Here is a 17,110-nt window from a genome sequence, read left to right as displayed (position 1 = left end):
GCCATGGTTGCCAGCGATCTCACGAGCTATTCACAATCAGTTCCAGCGACCCAGAGATACGCGCAGCGCGGGGCTGTCGTGAAAGTTTTCAAGTGAAGGAGATTGAGGAGTTAATGAATATATCGCACGACCGCGTCGCGGAGATGATTGGAGAAATATTTCGCACACCGCCGCGCGCTATTGACGAAGGCTATGAATTCCGCATCGATAGGCACGAAACTCTGCTAAATCTCAGTCATGAACGCCTGACTGAAACGCTTGCCCACGTACAGTCCTACAAGAAGGTTGACGAGACTGCCGTAGTCCTTGGAAAGAGTTTCGAAGTCCTCCTTAGGCGAGATAGCTCGATTAATACACGACACTTGCTTCGACCTGGACGAGAGGCCCTGACTGTCTCCGATGACCAACAAGGGATATCATATACAGTTAGCCTGGCAAGCGACGCGTATCTCATATTTCTGCTGCTAAACATTCCAGAAGGCGCTAACCTTCGAAACCTTCGAACTTCCGCCTTACCGTTGTATATGTTCATGGATCGACTTCACCGGCAAGAGAATCCACCGACTGACATTTTGGAGGTACTTGGGCGGTATCTGCAGATTATGACATTGAGGCTGGAATCGAAGTCAGCGACACCATCTGATAAATGGCAGCGGTATGCCGATGCATTCTTTTTTCAACTTGGATACAACCTCGATGTGGCAATAACCCAGGAGCGTTACGTCGAAGAGCTTATACGCCCGTCCCGGATTTCCCGCCTGCGACGTTCCACCATTAACGACTTGGATGCGCCGCGACGGTACTATGTTCCAGACTTGGTCTATCACTATCAACTCGGAGTTTCGGTCGAAAGCCCGATGCTTGAGTATATCTCATATTACCATGTTGCCGAGCACTGGTTTGAGTCTGTTTTCGAGGAAGATTTGGTTGCGAAACTGCAGGCTCAGATTACTGGTCCCAACTTCTCATACAAGCGAACGGCAGACATGCGGCGTGTAATTCGCACTGTAACGAAGGCGGTGCAGCTTCGAAAAGAAGAACTCATCATTAGCGAAGAGGTCGCATTGAAGCTTACGTTACAGCGCTACCTAGATTTGGGGACACTAATGTCGGACCTTGACGAGTTCGAAAGCGGACTTGTTCAATATTACGCAGATAATACAGTGGATTTCTGCGAAGGAGACCTCGTTGACCTCGCCGGATCCGACTCCTTGACTGTATTTGCCGCACTAGCTAGGAGAATATATAAGACTAGGAACGCGCTAGTTCACAGTAAAGACGGATCCAAGGCAAAGTTCGTTCCATTCTCGCATGATAAACAATTGATACGAGAGGTGACATTGATTCGATTCATCGCAGAGCAGATAATAGTGTCAAGTTCCACGTTACCTTCCTGAATATTAACTGGCCCGCTGACCGCTGGCAGCCTGGGTCGACCTCAACCTATTCGATGATAGTGTCGAGCATTTGGCGGCCGTGGATATGTAAGGCGCAGAAATGCTAACTTGCACTGGAGCTTGCAGGAGTAGTGCAGCAGCATCGAAGCGCCTTTCACTCGTCGCCGAGCCGTCCTTTCGCTCGTCACCGAGCCGTCTGTGGACCGTGTCCATTCATTCGGAGTACTTCGCGCCAAGGTGATGATGCCTGAGCCGCTGCGTTTCCCATTTGCCGACCGCTTCCAGCGAACACCCGAACCAGATGAGCACACTCAATCCGACTGTCCGCAAGGCTATACAGGGCGCGGCGACCTCAAGTCCAGTTCAATTCACGGTCGTCATCTCTCGGCGTTCTGCCCTCCGCTGAGTACCGTCAAAGTACGGGTTCATGCGGGCTCCTGGTCGTGTCTGACGCGACAACACAACAATGCTGAAAGCAGCCATGTGGTCCAGCCGAACGACAATAGCTGTCAATAGTAATCCACCGTTGCCATTGCCTCCGCCGAAGTCGTGAACAGATTGCCTGTCTGCTGCATCAGCGGGTGCGTCGTCGCCTTCGGTTTGCCCTCCGCCGTGAGATATTCCGCATTGAACCACACCTGCTCAACCTCGCCGACCGTGATGCCGTGGTCACCGTTCAGATCGATTCGCGCCACCACTCGGCAACTCAGCGAACCGATCCCGGAGGGCACTATCGGTCCGTAAGACGACGCGTCGTAGTCCAACTCTAGGCCGCACGATGCCAACTTCTCGACCGGATCCACCACCGGGAACTTCGAATAACGCGCACCCAGTTTCCACACCGATTCCAGTTGCTCGATAGTCGGGACTGTCACCGTGAATCCGTCGGCAGCTAACAAGTTCTCGTACGTCCGCCACTGCTTGAGCACCGCTAGCGCCACCTGCTGTGGCTTCGTGGACACCGATGTCAGATTGGAAACGGGAATCAGGTTGGCGTTGCCGTTTTCGTCCGTCGTGCCGATCAGGTAGGCGATCCGCGGCGCAAGTAGCCGGTGTGCCACATCGACCGAATCTGCCATCGTTTACCTTGTCGTATCCATCGCGAACGATCGGATGGCTTCCTGCATCGTCCGCCCGTCGGGACCGGTTGCAGCTGGGTGAGCCGCCAGATCGCTCTGTATCGCTCGGAGTGCGGCGTGAAATTGCGGCAGACTCTGAACCACTGGGACTTTCAGTGCGGGCAGCAAAGTATCGAAAGCTGCGCGCGGGCCTTCGAGGTGTAGCCGCGCCCGTGCCAGATTCGTCTGGGCCAGGGTGAGGGTGACCGGCCAGGACGAGTCGAAGTTCGGTCCATAGCAACCGATCACAGCCTCCGCTTCCCGTTCGGTATTCGTCCAATCGTGCAGGCTCGCGAAAGTCGTTGCGTCGTAGTAGTGCTGGCGCGCGGACGAGAAAGTGAAGATCGGACCGAGATCGGCCAACTCACTTACGTCGGACAAGCGTTCCCGTTGAATTCGACCCGCATACAGCGCCGCCAATGCCGGTTCACGATTGCCGCACTGCGCATGAGCGCGCGCTTCGAGGCCGCCCGACCGTAGACTGGCGACACCGTACTTGGCGCCGGCCCTGTCGGTCTCGCGCAAGACCTGCTCGGGTCGACCCCACCAAGAGGTAATCATCGCCCGAGTGCAGTACACCCACGCCAGCAGCGAGCGGTTGCCGGCGAGTTCGGCGAACCAGGCCGCGGCCCGCGTCTGCGTCATCGCTGCCTGTGGCTCAGCGAGATCGTGGGAAACCGATGCCAGTAATACGCAGGTGGCCGAAAACAGGACGTACAGATCACGAAGATCGGCGACGCGGCCCGTCCGGTGGATCGCTGCTGCGATCTGGTCACGCAGAGCCGTGAGCCGAACAAAGATCCGCGACACATCCGGATCGATCGCATAATCCGACGCCAGCCGGTACAGGTCTGCGGCCGCATCGTGAAGCAGATCCGGATCGACGGGCGGGCGCTCCATCGTGCTCATCAACTCCGCAGACTCCCGCGCGGCGTTGTTCACCATGCCAGCGACGTGACCGGACATTGCGGAAATGCCGAACACGCGCAGCGCTTCTCGACGGTTCGTGGGATCACCTCCATCGCGCAAATGAATTCCTGGTTCCACGCCGACGTGACCATCAGGAACGACGTCGGCAACGGCGAACCCGCCCCCGCTTCGGGAGCGGAAGTCCGACGCGACCGCAGGGGTAGATGTGTCACCTGGAGGACCACCGTCAGCTCCGGAATTCCGTCCCCTCCAGACGGACCTTCCTCCTTTTATCAACTGATCGAAGCGCGCCTTCTGCTCATCATCGAGCCTCATGCACGCGGTGTCCATGCATTCGGCGTACTTCGTGCCCAATGTGATGTTGGCACCTCTGCGTTCCCATTTGCCGACCGCTTCCAGCGAACACCCGATCCGGTCCGCGAACTGAATCTGCGTGTCTCGCAATGCTGTACGCAGCGCGGCGACCTCGAGGCCGGTCCACTTGACGATCGTCATCTCTCGGCGTTCTCCCCTCCGCTGTAGTACCGCCAGGGTACGGGCTCAGTACGGGTTCGGTGCGTCGTTCCGACGCGGCGACACGGCAAAGCTGGAAGCAACCAATTACCGCACAGGCGCACGCTCGACATTCGCCCCGACAGATTCCGGAGCCGACCGCAATGCCTACACCCGCCACGAGTGCCCGTGGACCGATCGACGCGGAGCCGACCCCGACCGGCGGCCACCCGGTCGAGGAGTGCATGCGTCAGGACCGCCCGAAACTTCCCCGGCGCACGCATAACAGGTCGATGGCGGCCACCCTACGCCTGTGGCACACCCGCAACCGCGACCTCCTCGAACGCGTCGCCGCCGGCCTCCGCCACCTCGATCCTCCGGCGGCCTGCCGAAACACCGAACCCATCCGCGGACGAGCCCACGCCATCAATGTCATGGCCGACCACGCCAAGCACGGCTGCCCCCGATTCCGGCTCGCCGCACAGTACATCGAGGCCACACAGTGACCACCGCTCGATCTCAAAACAACGAAGGGACAAGCGCTTTGACAATCCTTGACCAGCCGATGCCCGCATTTCACGTCGGTGTGTTCACGACACCGGAGCCATTCGGGCTACCCGTCACTGATCACCACCGCGTCCCGGCCATGACCACCACGCTCGCCCATTCGATCATGCAACGCCATATCGACTGCCCCATCACCGTCTGCCCGATCAAACAGCAAGCCAAAGCCCACCTCGTCGCCGCCAAACGCATGATCCCCGCCAACCGGCCGCACATGGGCTACTGACCGACGCCACGGAGGAAATCGTGCACGACCAACTCCCCCGCCGTGAACCCAGACGCACCCAAATTCCACGCCCCCGTTACCGATTGCCCCAGCCACCCACCCCGAGCATCGCCGCACTGACGCGATTCGCTGACGCCCTGCGCGACTGGCGCCCCCGCACAGAGAGCCGACGGACACGATGACCGCCCGCCATATCAACCCGGACACCGCGCGCCTGCGGTTCCTGATGGCACGCGCCCGCCGCGCCGGCTACCAACTCATCGCCCAACCCAAACAGAGCAACCGCTGGGTTTTGGTCGACGTCGACGATGGCGAACACCTCTTCGAAACCGCTTCCCTGGCCGAGGTCGAACGGTACTTGAGCGAGTAGCGATCACGATGCGCTATGTCGAGGCGATCCGAAAAGTGTTCCACCACATCGATGAACTGAAAGGATAGCGACCATGGACGAAGCCCTGATCGAGCGACTCACCACAGAAGCTTCGACCGACGGCATACAGCAACTCGTTGTGGGCGCCGTCATTCACCACGACGGCAAAGTCCTCCTGCTGCAACGCCCCGAAGACGATTTCATGGGCGGCATCTGGGAACTGCCGAGCGGCAAGGTCGAAACCGGCGAAACACTCACCCAAGCCCTGATCCGCGAGGTCACAGAAGAAACCGGGCTCAGTGTCACCACTGTGCGCACCTTCCTCGGCAGCTTCGACTACCGATCCTGCAGCGGGAAACCATCGCGCCAATTCAACTTCGCCGTCGACGTCGAAAAACCCGAACCCGTGCAGCTGCAAGAACACGACGCCTACGCCTGGACCGCGCTCACCGAGGATCCACCCGTCACCGACGCTGTGCGGCAGGTACTCGACGCCTACCAAGCGGCATGGGACGAAAGCCGGCGGGCCGCCAGTGCGCGGGTGGCGGCCCCGGCCATCCGCTTTGGGAGCGGAACCCCGACGTAGCCAAAGGGTAGATGTGCCGCCCGGGTCGGCGACTCCGGAAGACCGTGTCCTCCAGGCGGACTCCCGCGCCGATCGACCGTCTCGAAGCGCCCTGGTGACCAGTCGAAGCCGATCACCGCGCGGCCGATCAGCTGCGTGTTCACGCGTCGGTCGGCACACGCGATCATGATGGACGGACGGACCGCTGATCGCCTAGCATCGCACTGTGACTGATAGTGGGGGGAACATTCCAGGTCCTGGCCAGGGGTTTTCGGTTATCCCGGAACAGGTGCGTGATGTCGGGATCTACATCTACGGCTTGGCCGACACCCTGTCCGGAGCTCTGAGTTCCGCGGCCGGGGAAGTCACCGAACTGCTCAACGGCAGCTGGACCGGCGACTACGCCGACGAATTCTCCGAGGGCTGGACCGAGGTCCACGACGGCGGACGGCAGATCTTCGCGGCACTGACCACCATGGCGGAAAAGCTTGGAGTCACAGCCGAAACTTTCCAGTCGGTGGACGCGAACAGTGCTGCGGCGCTGGATATCCCGAAGTTGAACTGGACGTAGTCCGGTGGCTTCGCAGTTCTCGGTCGACCTCGAACACCTCGACCAGATCGTATCCCGACTGTCCGGTCTGGCCGGCTTCATTGCTGACCATGTCGCCGATATCGAACACCGTGTCGCAGCCCTCCAGGGCACTGGCTGGGAGGGTGTGGCCGCCCGCGCCTATGACGACGCTCACCGCGAATGGATCAGTGGCGCAAAAGAACTCGTCGAAGGCGTCAAGGACATGAGCGACGCTGCCAGACAAGCCCACACTGCGTACAGCACGGCAGTGGAACTCAACGGGCGGATGTTACGGAGCGGGCAACCGTGATCGTCGACTGGCAGGTCTACTACGACGCCGCCAAGAAATGTCGCGACCTGGCCGACGAACTGCGTAAGGCCGACAAACCTGTCCACGACGCGATCAAGGGCGACTGCCTAGGCATGGCCGGCGACGCCCCTGGCTGCGCGGACTGGGGCAAGGCCTACGACACAGCTGCCAGACAAACGCTGCAGGCCAGCGCGAGCCTTGCCAATGCGCTGACCAACTACGGTGCGGTCTTGTACGCGATGGGCCACAACTACGGGGTCGCCAACAAATCCAATCCCGCCCCGCCACAACCTGATGTCACTCAGGTCGGCGAATACAAGGTCTCCCTCCCGTCTTCCGTAGCTCCCAATGGCCCCGGCCTCGACGATCACGGTGCGGTCAAGGAATTCTTCGACAAGCTGCTGACCAAGGTGCTCAACACCTTCGGGAAGCTCCCCAACGGCGATAAAAACAAGCTCGACAAGGCCCACACCGTCTGGGACACCTTCGCCAAGCACGCCACCGTCACCGGCGCCGCCGCCGGTATCTCAGGAATCTCGGCGATGTTCGACGGGATGGACGACGCCACCAACCGGGGTCTGCTGCAGGACCATTTCGCCACCCTGAAAACCAGCGCTGACACCGTCGCCACCTCCGCCCAGCAGATGGCTGCTCCCGTCGCGGACTATCGTGACGCCACGGTGGCGCTCGCCAGCGACACCAGTAGCAAGATCAACACCCTCGAACTGACCATCGCGATCACTGCGATCGCCGGTGGTCTGCTGGCTCTGTTCAGCGCTGGTACCTCCGCGGTCGCCGCGACTGCGGCCATCGACGCCGATGTCGTCACCACCATGGAGGCCATTCAGGCCGCCTACCAAGCCAGCCGGATGAAGACCGTGATCGGCCTGGCGGCCCTCGCCGCCGGGGCCACCGGCACCATCGACGCCTTCCACGCCCTGCCCACGATCGACCTGGACAAGGCCGCCACCAACCTCGCCACCATCATCGCGATGAAGGTCATCGTCGCCGCGGACGGCGCGATGACCGTGGCGACCAAATACGAAGATCTGCCGCAGGCTCCGGGCATTCCACTCGGCGGCCTCACCGATGAATCCGAGGAGTACATCAAGGGGAAGCATGTTCGGGGCGGCGACAACGTCACGCCCGACAAGAGCACTTTCCCCGAGGGTACCGACCTCGATGCACTGGCTGAGGCCGCGGAGAACGTCACAGCTCGCGGACCGAACGATTACGGCAACTACGAACGCGAGGTGGATGCCGGTCACCCGGTCGGAAACAGGTCGCAGAACAACGGCGGCCAACCGACAAACAAGTACAAGGTGATCACGGACAGGTGGGGTACCGTCATAAACATGTTCCCCGAATAAGGAGGATGCGTTGGGAATAACGATCAGCGTGCAGAACATGAACCACAACGAGACAGAGTCATTCTTCGGCGCTGTCGCCGACACGCTCTCGGATATAGTCTTGGATTCACCCACGGGTCCGATGATGCGCGGAATTCATAAATACGCCGACACCATGTTCAATTCATACCAGTTGAAATTCTTTCTGGAGGAGCTGGATTCCGCGAATCCGCAGAGCGACGCGGAGCGAGAACTTTTCTCCGTCCTGCGGCGAGCATCGGAATCGGCGATCCGGCAGCAGGGTTACCTGTGGTTCAGTGGTGACTGAGAGGTGCCGACCCTCGCCGTGCGGGAGTCGACTTGAAGGGCGTTCGGTTGAGCGAATTCCGGGTCGATAACATCTACCGGGTGAGCTTTCGCCCGAATCCGATTATTGTCGGCAGAACTGGCGACAAATTCTCGGTCGGAGATCAGGTCGAGCTACTCAAAGGAGATGAGTCAACCGTTCAGGGCGTTCTGGTGGGTATTGAGATTCACCGCTCCCCTTCCGGCCAGTACTCGTTTGCGTTTTCCCGAGAAATATCCGAACGAGCAGAACCCGGGGACGTAATACGCACATTGTAGCCGGCGAATCGATCACAACCAGCCCGAATCCGGTTCCACTCGGTGCAGATCTGCTCCACAATCGAACCGCCCGAGTCGCAACGGCATTCGGTCGCGAGCCAGGACAGACGCCGTTGTCTGCCGACGCAACCAAGAAGTCTGAAGTCGAGGGATTCAGCGTCACCTGCCGGCAACCAACGCGGCCGGTGCGGCACCGCTACACGGCGTCGAGCCGGGGTGCCAGCCGGGGCTGGACCGGGACGGCGACGGGGGCGCGCGCGAGCGGTAGGACGGACCGATCCAATTGTCGTCATATGGCGACACCTGGCGCTGTCGCCATATGACGACAGCGACTGTGCATCGACTCTATGATCCCGAGGACGACCACCAGGTGCACGTCGTGAAAAATAGCCGCGCGACAAGGCCCCCGATCCCACGGCCGCGTGTTACTACCAGCATGTGAAACGAAGGTGCACAACGGTTCTCACACCGCGACAGCACATGGGCGGTGGGACGGGCACGCGGGGACTTGCTACACGGGCTGATCTCGGGCCGGCACAACCTTCTCACAGTCCGCCCGTGTCGAGGAACCATGGTTGCGCGATCACCGCTACCACCCATCTGCGATGAGGTACCTTTTCTACAGTGCAACAACAGGTTTCGAGCCGGTGGGGGTTAGCGTGCACAATCGTAGTGATGCCGAGAGCCGAGCACAGATCGTGCGGTACTGGCGCGCCGTGGAGTACTTCAGCCCACCGAAAGTCGAAGCGGTCGACCCCAAGAACGACGTTCGAGCAGTCAGCAAGGGACGCCCGCTTCCGTGGGAGGCGGGGGTGCTGGCGACCCCGCGCAAGGACCGAATTTGGCGACACACCGTGTACGCCGGAATCTTCGAAACGCGCAAGGTGCGCGAGGTGCTCCAGGAAGCGCTGCGCGCGCCCGAATCCGAGCACGATCTCGACGGCCGGGTCAAAGGTACGAGTGCGCTGCTGAGTTTCGGAGTCGACGAAGCAGGCCATCTGATCAAAGAAAGCATCACGTTGTCCTCGTGTGCGTGGGCAGTGAGCCGAACTCTCACCCCTGGCCCGGACGACGATGCGTGGCTCGACGGCTTCGACGACGACCAGGAGAAGCTGCTGGGCTATCTCTTCGAAATCGGTGACGGCCGCATTCCGATCAGTTCGACGTCAGAAACTACCGGCCGCGGACTCGGTTTGGTCGCCGGCACAGCAGCACGGGTTGCGCTCGATGTCGCAACCGGCGGAATCTCGGCGCTACCGTCCGTGGTCGGCACAATCGCCGCACCGACGGTCGGCCCGATCGCCGCGAAGGTGATCGAGAAGATCGGCGATTCGCTCGCCAAGGACGCGAACGACACCATCAACGCGACCGTCAAACCGAAGCTGAGCAGGAACGGGAAAGACACGGAACCTGAAAGCCCCGAGGGTGATGACAGCTCAGCCCCGACCGGGCTCGGCACCAAAGTGCTCACCGTCGACGACCTTGCCGCGATCACCCGATGGGTTGCAGAGACGCTGGGGCTGGCAGAAGCGCTGGAGCCGAGGAACATTCGTGTCAAGAGCCGCCAGATCCCATTGCGCACAGCGGACGATGCGGCGGGCGATGAGTTCCTGAACAGTTTCTACGCCCCGGACCTCGAACTGGTCGCAAACTCACTGGCCGCCGGAGACGCTGGAAAAGCACTCACCGATTATCTCCGCGACGACGAATCGATCGATATGGCACAACGTGTCGACCTGCGGAGATCGCCGGCAACGGTGTTGCGTACGCTGGCGCCGGACGCCATGCCCCTCGGGCGCTGGCCTTCCCCGCCGACCGAGCCACTGGCATTGAGCCAGCAATTCGCCATAAACGAGATCTTCAACAGCCTTGCTGATCCAGCCGCTCGTGGCTTGTACGCGGTCAACGGACCGCCCGGAACAGGTAAGACGACAATGCTCCGGGATCTGATCGCCGCGATCGTCGTGGCGCGAGCGACCAGGTTGGCACGGTTGAAGTCCGCATCCGAAGTGTTCCAGAAGACGCCCCTGGCATGGACGACCGAGGAAACCGTCAAGAAGTACCATCGGAAGCTGCATCCGCTGCGTGCCGATCTGACCGGCTTCGAGATTGTGGTCGCGTCTTCCAACAACGGCGCCGTAGAGAACATCACACTAGAGGTACCAGCGTCGAAAACTATTGATCTGGAGACGTTCCCGGACGCCGACTACTTGGCCGGCCCCGCCACAATCCTGACGGGAACCTCCTGCTGGGGCGCAGTCGCCGCCCGATTGGGCCGGCGAAGTTTTCGGCAAGATTTCGTGGATCGGTTCTGGTGGGGGACGGACAAGCGGAGTAAGAACCGGGAGGAACCCTCCGAGCTGGTCGGGCTGCATCAGATCCTGATGGATCTCGAGCATTCCGTCTCAGTGGAGTCAGACTCGAATCTGCCGACATGGAACGAGGCCGTCGACCGGTTCAATGCCGCGCTCGAGAGCGTGAAACAGCTTGCGCAGCAACGTCAACGCATCGCCGACATCCTCATTCGCGAGTCCGAGTCGGATCCTCGACTCATCGCACTGCGCAATGACGCGCAGGGACACCATGATTACGTCGCCCGTCTTCGCCAGTATCGCGACGAACTGCAACGGCTCGCCGACAACACCCAGGCAGAACGTAGACGAGCCGAAGCGGAGCTCAGCAATGCGCTCGAAGCGCGGGATGCCGCGGCCAACGGTGTGGCGTGCGCCAACACAAAGGTTCAATTTGCCAGTGCGCAGTTGAATACACATCTCGCGGGAAAGCCGGGGAGGCTCCGACGATTCTGGTCACGCAATGCTTTGGACGAGTGGAACAAGGAAGCGAGTCCATTCAAAGAAGCACTGGCGATCGCCGACGCCGCACTGTCGAGCGCCGAGGCGCACTTCGATGCTGCCGAGGCCGCGTTGACCGCACGAAGGCGAACCCTCAGCACTAAGATTCAGACGGAACGCCAATACTGCCAACAACTTTCGCAATGCGACCGAAACATCGAGCGCTCAACCGAGAACGCTCGCTCGGCGGACAGAGCGGTGTCCGATCGAGAAGCACGGCTCCGTCGAGACGCCGACCTTCTGGATGAGGCGCGGCGCCGGTGGCCCCGCTCTGTGCCGGGAGCGGAATGGACAGCCGATCCGGACGATCGCGGCGCGATGGAGTATCGGGAAACGTCCTCGCCGTGGATGGATGCCGAATTCGCCGACGCGCGGTCACGAGCCTTCCTCGCTGCGTTGGACTTGCATCGCGCAGCGCTCACCACTCAGCCGGCCCGCGCACGGCGCAATCTCCTGGCAGCGATGGATGTTGTCAGCGGTGCCGCACCATCCGATCTGCGACCCGCGATCAAGCTCGCCGCGTGGCAGATGATTTTCTTCGTGGTGCCGGTGATTTCGACAACCTTTGCCTCGATGTCGCGCATGTTCACCTCCCTCGGACGCGAGTCGTTGGGCTGGCTTTTCATCGACGAGGCAGGTCAAGCCGCGCCGCAGGCAGCGGTCGGTGCGCTCTGGCGATCACAACGCGCGGTGATGGTCGGAGATCCGCTCCAACTGGAACCGGTCGTGAATCTGCCCTGGTCGGGGCAGAAGCGCCTGTGTCGACACTTCGGAGTCGACCCGCAATGGACACCGCAGAACACGTCGGTCCAGTCACTCGCGGACCGAATCAATCGATTCGGCACCTGGATTCCCAACACCGGCGATGCCGGGTATACCTGGGTCGGGTCACCGCTTCGGGTACACCGGCGCTGCGATCGGCTCATGTTCGAGGTCAGCAACGAGATCGCGTACGACGGTCTGATGGTTTACGGCGTCACCGAACGCAAGCCGTTCGAATTGCTCACGCAGAATACGTGGCTCGACGTCGGCGCTCGACCGAGCGGTAGTAAATGGAATCCGTTGGAGGGTCGGTATGTCGATGCCACGCTGAACAGAATTGTCGAGCGGATCTCCCGTCAAATGGACCACGAACTCGCCGACGCGGGCCTGAAACTGCCCGAATGGGCGGTCGACGATACGGAGCGCGCCGATGAGTTGGCCCGGCGCCTCGCTTCGGCCGTATTCATCGTCAGCCCGTTCCGTGACATTGCGCAAACGCTACAGAAGTCGGTGGCCAAAAGCTTTCCCAAGGGAGCGGACCGTGTCGGCACGGTCCACACCACCCAGGGGAAAGAGGCCGACATCGTGATCTTGGTGCTGGGCACCGCAGCCGATCAGGACGGATCGCGCACGTGGGCCGCAAAGACGCCCAACCTGTTGAATGTGGCTGTCACCCGCGCCCGTCGGCGGCTCGTCGTTGTCGGCGACTTCCAGAAGTGGTCGCATCACCGCAACTTTCACGTCCTCGCGCAGCACGGAAGGCGCGGGACAGGCGGCCTCTTGACTGTTATCGATACTTCGAAGGAGTGGCGCCTGAGGTAGCAGCCCCGAATCCGGTTCCACTCGGTGAGGAGGAGCGCCCGTCCGATGGCAGATCTGCACGAACGGGAACAACACATCGGCGCACACGCGAAGCCTGACCTCACGCCGATGGCCCGCGCCCGCCGCGCCGGCTACCAACTCATCGCCGAACCCAACCAGAGCAACCGCTGGGTATTGGTCGACATCGACGCCGGCGAACGCCTCTTCGAATACCCGTCCCTGGCCGAAATCGACCGGTACTCGAGCGAACAGCCGAGGTCAGGGTGATGCTCCACCACCACCGACATCCACGCCGATTCGCATTTTCGATCTTGCGCGGGATCTGCACCCCGCCCCAGTCCGGCGCCAGCTAATAGGTGGTGTAACGCTCGTCACACTCCTCCGCTACACCCCGAGTCACCGCCACCGATTCGACGTCACGGCGCGTGGACGTTGTGGTGGCTCTGCGTGGTCACCCTGGGCGTCTACTACTTCATCTGGTATCGCCGCACCGGATTGGAGCTGACGGCATTCACCGACAGGCCACATGCGGCATGGGCGCAGTGGTGGGCGCAGCTGATCCCGATCTATAACCTGATCGGGCTTCATCGAATGGCGAAGCTACTCAACGACGCTCACACGCAGGTTGGATCCGATGTGCGTGTGTCGCCCTTCGTGACGTGGTTCTGGGCGCCCGCATGGTTCGCGTCGCAGACGCGGTATCTGCAGCGCCGGATCAATGTCCTCGCCGAAATCCAACAAGCGAAAATGACTCGATGAGACGCCGTTGTCTGCCAACGCAACCAAGAAGTCTGAAGGCGAGGGATTGAACGTCGCCTGAGGGCAGCCAACGCGGCCGGTGCGGCAACCGCTACGGCGGCGAGGTTGGTACCGGCTGGGGCCGGACCGGGGCAGCGACGGGATCGCGTGCGAGCGGTAGGCCGGACCGATCCCATTGTCGTCATACGGCGACACTTGGCGATTTCGCCATATAGCGACAGCGACCGTGCATCGTCCCGATGATCCCGCGGACGACCACCAGTTGCACGTGGTCCATGAGGTTCTGATCGACATCGACAACAGCGAGCACCTATTCGAATCCGCCTCTCTGACCAAAGTCGAACGGCATTCGCGCGACAGCGCTCGCGCTGGCCTGCTCCTGAGGTTGCGCTATCCGCCGGTCCAACCGCCGTAACGGTTTCGCCGTTCGAAGTACGCATCGTCGGCCGCAACGATGTCTTCATCGGTCATGGACGATCGCTGGGCGCTAGGCCCGACTGCGGCAGGATGAACCCGCTCGACCTGCTTCTTGATACGCGGATCGGCGGCGGCGATGAGCCGGTCAACCTTCACCTTGACCTCGGCACGCGCCTTGCGGTGGCAGTCGAGCAGAGCGCTGGTCAGCTGTGCACTGCTCCAGCGCATCGCACCGGGCGCGATCTGTAACGAGGTGATGTCGCCCTGTGCATCCAATTCGACCAAGACGCCCTGGGTTTCACCACGACCCCGGATTGCGGCCGCAGCCTCTGCCAACTGCTGACCGTTTCGACGAAGCTGCTCGAGGCTCTGCTGCAGTTGTTGTTCCCACGACTTGAAATCTGTCATGTCACCCCGCCGATCAGCGTTACGGCGTACTCCTCGACTTGGTTCCGAACCTAAGTTCTCTCGCTCACCGTCGTTCCTTTGGTCCGATCAACTCTCGGGATTGAAGTCGACCGCCCACTCCGATCCCAACTCCGCCCGCAAACGCTCCGCGAGCCGCTCGCCGTCCTCCCAGAAAAGGCGCCCGTCGGAGGGCGACTCGAATTGCGGGTTTCCAGGGTCATTCGCCAGGTCGTAGGTGGCGTCCCACCGATCCGCCCACTCGTTCAGAGCATGCGCAAGATCGACTGAGATCCCCAAGGACTCCGGAGATACGTTGTCATACATCCCGTTCCGGTAGGCCCAGGTCGGATAGCACTGAATCTCAGGACGAAGCCTCAGCTGCTGCATTGCGCTCCTTACGAAACGGGGTTGGCGCCCACGATGAACCCGTTACTCCCAACGGTAACAGCGATTTTCAGCATAGTGCCGTTGTGCATGATCTGGTAAATGGGGCGGTCGCGGCCCGAGACGCCAACTTTCTCCCCCTCCGTGACCGCCCGCATCACCAACTCAGGAATGTCTCCCTCGGGCACACCCTTGTTCGCGAAGTCTCCGGAATGGGAGAGGATGTGTTGAAGTCCTGCCCTCTTGTTGCCTTCTTCCAGGAAGATCACTTTTCCGTCCGCATCACGTCCGATCTGCACGATCTTGTCAGGGTCGAACTTGACCCCCTCTTGCTCCAGTTGCCGAATCATCTCGTCCCGCTCCGCCGCCGTCGTTGCGGGACCTGTCCGCGGCACAGGCGGTTTGCCACCCGGTCGAGGCAGCTTCGTCTTGGCGGACTCGACCCATTTCCGAATGCGCTCGAGCAGCGGCTTCATCCGCTCGATCAGCGGGGCAACTGCATCAGTGACAATCTTTGCTACCTTCCCGGCAAGATCAGCGATGATCGTGGCGACACGGCGAGCCTTCATTGCGACCCGCCCGGCGAGAGCCGAGTTTCCGACCCACTCGGACAACGATCCGGTAATCGGAGCAAGAATTGCGAAGCCTACCTCCCATGCGGCAGTTTCGATCGCGAATTCCTTGAGTTCATCGAGGATCTTGTGGTGTGCCTCGTCGAGGTAGTGAGCATAGTTTCCGCACGCATCGCCAATCGTCTGGCATGCATCGGCAAGAGCGTTGAAATCGTCCTTTCGATCGCTGCACGTTTGAACGGATATTTCGATCTCGGGCGACTGCTGATTGTTGAGGAGGTCGACGGCTTGCTGTTCCTCGCCGGCGATCGTGCGGAAATCAGCCGCTGCTGTATGCCAGGCCGTCTGCGCTGAGTTCAGCTGGTCCTGATGCCCGTTCGGCCATGTCCAACCGACGAGATCTTTGATGAATGACCAGCCGAAGGGCTCCGGGATGCCGCTACCCGCCGCAGACGGCACCGTTTCGGCGAGACACGGGTCAGGAAATAGCTGTGGTTGCGTCGGTGGGGGCAGGTCGCGGTGATCTGCAGCGACTTCGGCCACCTCATGGTTGTAGGCACCTATCGCGATCAGATCCCGGGTCTGCCCGCAAGCTGTCGCCAACTTGGCCGACGTCGAGACCGCGAGCTGCGCAGCCTGATCGTACGACGCCGCCCACTGCCCTCCGACACTGTCGTCACCAGCCATACCCGCATACGTGGACAGAACGGTCATCAAACCACCGTGGGTGGTCTGAGTGTCGGTGGCCATCTGACCAAAAACTTCAGCGGCCGATTGATATTCATCGCCACGGCAAACAATGATCGGTACCGTCGGCGGGCTCATTGCGGCCACATTCCGGTATTGGCAGGTCCGACACCGTGATAGGCCGTTCGAGCGGCAGCCAGCTTCTGCCGTAGCGCCTTAAGTGCGCCTTGCATTTCGGCGGCCGCCGCAATCCGTGCGTCATGCGCCTCCCTGTGCGCCTTCGCCGCATCACCAGTCCAATCGACGTGCAACTCGTCGATGCGCCGGGCGATCTCATCGGCCTTCGTCTCGAGCGCGGCCTCGAGCCTCGCGGTGGCGTCGATCAGCCGTTGCATACCATCGAGATCTACCCGGTAGCTCGCCGGCATTACTGCGGCCCCGGGCTGTCCGTGGCGCTCGCGCGGCCGATCGATTCCGCCGAGCCGGAGTCCGTCGTGGCGAGCACGCTCGCCGCGCTGCGCAAAGCTCCCACGTCAGCGAAGAATGAACCGATTATCCTGCGCGCCCCCTCTTCCCATTCCGACCAGGGCCCTTCATGCGAACCCGCCGCCGTGCCTTGCCAGTCGCCACCGAGAAATGCCCACACCGCACGCATATGCGTGTCCACTACATCGGCGAGCTCGTCGGCAGTGCCCTGCAGCCAGTCCGCAGTCGCATGCATCGCAGCGGGATCTGCGTTCACCCGGTCTGCCACGTGGCTCCCCCTGTCCGGACCTCATGATCAACGCGTACAAACTATAGGACGGTTTCGGCGGGTGATCGGTTCCAGAGGCATGCATCGTCAACCTCAGCCAAGGCACATCCGGCATCGTGTAGGTGGTCGGCAACCTTGCGGATGAACACTGTGCCCGCCTTTCGTGAGCACACGTAA

Annotated in this window: 20 protein-coding genes; 13 read left to right on the top strand and 7 right to left on the bottom strand. The window is 61.2% G+C overall.

Going from position 1 to position 17,110, the window contains the following annotated elements; genetic code table 11:
- Nucleotides 1-92: 92 nt before the first annotated feature.
- Entirely contained in the window at nt 93-1,397 is a 1,305-nt protein-coding gene (locus AC5592_RS19900) for a hypothetical protein (RefSeq protein ID WP_157122056.1), read from the top strand.
- Nucleotides 1,398-1,906: 509 nt separating this feature from the next.
- Here the strand turns inward: AC5592_RS19900 and AC5592_RS19895 are convergent.
- The gene (locus AC5592_RS19895) at nt 1,907-2,476 is read right to left on the bottom strand and encodes a flavin reductase family protein (RefSeq protein WP_063065086.1); all 570 of its coding nucleotides are present in this window, start codon (nt 2,474-2,476) and stop codon (nt 1,907-1,909) included.
- Nucleotides 2,477-2,479: 3 nt separating this feature from the next.
- Nucleotides 2,480-3,940, bottom strand: coding sequence for a helix-turn-helix domain-containing protein (locus AC5592_RS19890; RefSeq protein ID WP_157122053.1), 1,461 nt, complete (start codon nt 3,938-3,940; stop codon nt 2,480-2,482).
- A 290-nt stretch (nt 3,941-4,230) separates the two neighbouring features.
- Between AC5592_RS19890 and AC5592_RS19885 the strand changes: the two genes are divergently transcribed.
- The 12 genes from AC5592_RS19885 (at nt 4,231) to AC5592_RS19830 (ending at nt 13,711) form a co-directional block, all read left to right on the top strand.
- Nucleotides 4,231-4,443: a hypothetical protein gene (locus AC5592_RS19885; RefSeq protein WP_063065084.1), complete on the top strand. Its 213-nt coding sequence runs from the start codon at nt 4,231-4,233 to the stop codon at nt 4,441-4,443.
- On the top strand, nt 4,440-4,727 hold the full coding sequence (locus AC5592_RS19880) for a hypothetical protein (RefSeq protein WP_232329452.1): 288 nt from the start codon (nt 4,440-4,442) through the stop codon (nt 4,725-4,727). Before AC5592_RS19885 ends, AC5592_RS19880 begins: the two co-directional genes overlap by 4 nt.
- A 178-nt stretch (nt 4,728-4,905) precedes the next feature.
- A complete protein-coding gene (locus tag AC5592_RS19875; protein WP_063065082.1) occupies nt 4,906-5,097 on the top strand; it encodes a hypothetical protein in 192 nt (63 codons plus the stop codon).
- A gap of 73 nt (nt 5,098-5,170) precedes the next feature.
- Complete coding sequence (locus tag AC5592_RS19870; RefSeq protein WP_084506904.1) at nt 5,171-5,683, top strand: NUDIX domain-containing protein; 513 nt, start codon at nt 5,171-5,173, stop codon at nt 5,681-5,683.
- 205 nt (nt 5,684-5,888) lie between these two features.
- The gene (locus tag AC5592_RS19865; RefSeq protein WP_269750201.1) at nt 5,889-6,233 is read left to right on the top strand and encodes a type VII secretion target; all 345 of its coding nucleotides are present in this window, start codon (nt 5,889-5,891) and stop codon (nt 6,231-6,233) included.
- A gap of 4 nt (nt 6,234-6,237) precedes the next feature.
- On the top strand, nt 6,238-6,543 hold the full coding sequence (locus tag AC5592_RS19860; RefSeq protein WP_063065081.1) for a WXG100 family type VII secretion target: 306 nt from the start codon (nt 6,238-6,240) through the stop codon (nt 6,541-6,543).
- Nucleotides 6,540-7,913, top strand: a complete 1,374-nt coding sequence (locus AC5592_RS19855; RefSeq protein WP_063065080.1) for a hypothetical protein — start codon at nt 6,540-6,542, stop codon at nt 7,911-7,913. Before AC5592_RS19860 ends, AC5592_RS19855 begins: the two co-directional genes overlap by 4 nt.
- A 10-nt stretch (nt 7,914-7,923) precedes the next feature.
- Nucleotides 7,924-8,220, top strand: a complete 297-nt coding sequence (locus AC5592_RS19850) for a hypothetical protein (protein WP_157122050.1) — start codon at nt 7,924-7,926, stop codon at nt 8,218-8,220.
- Nucleotides 8,221-8,667: 447 nt separating this feature from the next.
- Entirely contained in the window at nt 8,668-8,784 is a 117-nt protein-coding gene (locus AC5592_RS19845; RefSeq protein ID WP_371507342.1) for an excalibur calcium-binding domain-containing protein, read from the top strand.
- A 448-nt stretch (nt 8,785-9,232) separates the two neighbouring features.
- On the top strand, nt 9,233-12,952 hold the full coding sequence (locus tag AC5592_RS19840) for a DEAD/DEAH box helicase (protein WP_198163886.1): 3,720 nt from the start codon (nt 9,233-9,235) through the stop codon (nt 12,950-12,952).
- 45 nt (nt 12,953-12,997) lie between these two features.
- Nucleotides 12,998-13,219, top strand: a complete 222-nt coding sequence (locus AC5592_RS19835) for a hypothetical protein (RefSeq protein ID WP_063065077.1) — start codon at nt 12,998-13,000, stop codon at nt 13,217-13,219.
- A gap of 180 nt (nt 13,220-13,399) precedes the next feature.
- Entirely contained in the window at nt 13,400-13,711 is a 312-nt protein-coding gene (locus AC5592_RS19830) for a hypothetical protein (RefSeq protein ID WP_063065076.1), read from the top strand.
- Nucleotides 13,712-14,101: 390 nt separating this feature from the next.
- On the opposite strand, the gene AC5592_RS19825 is transcribed toward AC5592_RS19830, so the two are convergent.
- From AC5592_RS19825 to AC5592_RS19805, 5 genes are all read right to left on the bottom strand, one after another.
- Nucleotides 14,102-14,536: a YbaB/EbfC family nucleoid-associated protein gene (locus tag AC5592_RS19825; RefSeq protein WP_063065074.1), complete on the bottom strand. Its 435-nt coding sequence runs from the start codon at nt 14,534-14,536 to the stop codon at nt 14,102-14,104.
- Between the two features lie 87 nt (nt 14,537-14,623).
- The gene (locus tag AC5592_RS19820; protein WP_063065073.1) at nt 14,624-14,923 is read right to left on the bottom strand and encodes an immunity protein CdiI family protein; all 300 of its coding nucleotides are present in this window, start codon (nt 14,921-14,923) and stop codon (nt 14,624-14,626) included.
- Nucleotides 14,924-14,931: 8 nt separating this feature from the next.
- A complete protein-coding gene (locus tag AC5592_RS19815) occupies nt 14,932-16,317 on the bottom strand; it encodes a WXG100-like domain-containing protein (protein ID WP_198163885.1) in 1,386 nt (461 codons plus the stop codon).
- Nucleotides 16,314-16,607, bottom strand: a complete 294-nt coding sequence (locus tag AC5592_RS19810; protein ID WP_063920349.1) for a WXG100 family type VII secretion target — start codon at nt 16,605-16,607, stop codon at nt 16,314-16,316. Before AC5592_RS19810 ends, AC5592_RS19815 begins: the two co-directional genes overlap by 4 nt.
- Complete coding sequence (locus tag AC5592_RS19805; RefSeq protein WP_157122048.1) at nt 16,607-16,921, bottom strand: WXG100 family type VII secretion target; 315 nt, start codon at nt 16,919-16,921, stop codon at nt 16,607-16,609. Before AC5592_RS19805 ends, AC5592_RS19810 begins: the two co-directional genes overlap by 1 nt.
- Between the last annotated feature and the right edge of the window lie 189 nt (nt 16,922-17,110).

This window comes from Nocardia violaceofusca NBRC 14427 (assembly GCF_963869435.1).
Classification (GTDB): domain Bacteria; phylum Actinomycetota; class Actinomycetes; order Mycobacteriales; family Mycobacteriaceae; genus Nocardia; species Nocardia aobensis.
Note: the sequence above shows the minus strand (reverse complement) of the source record. Positions and strands in the feature narration are given on the sequence as shown.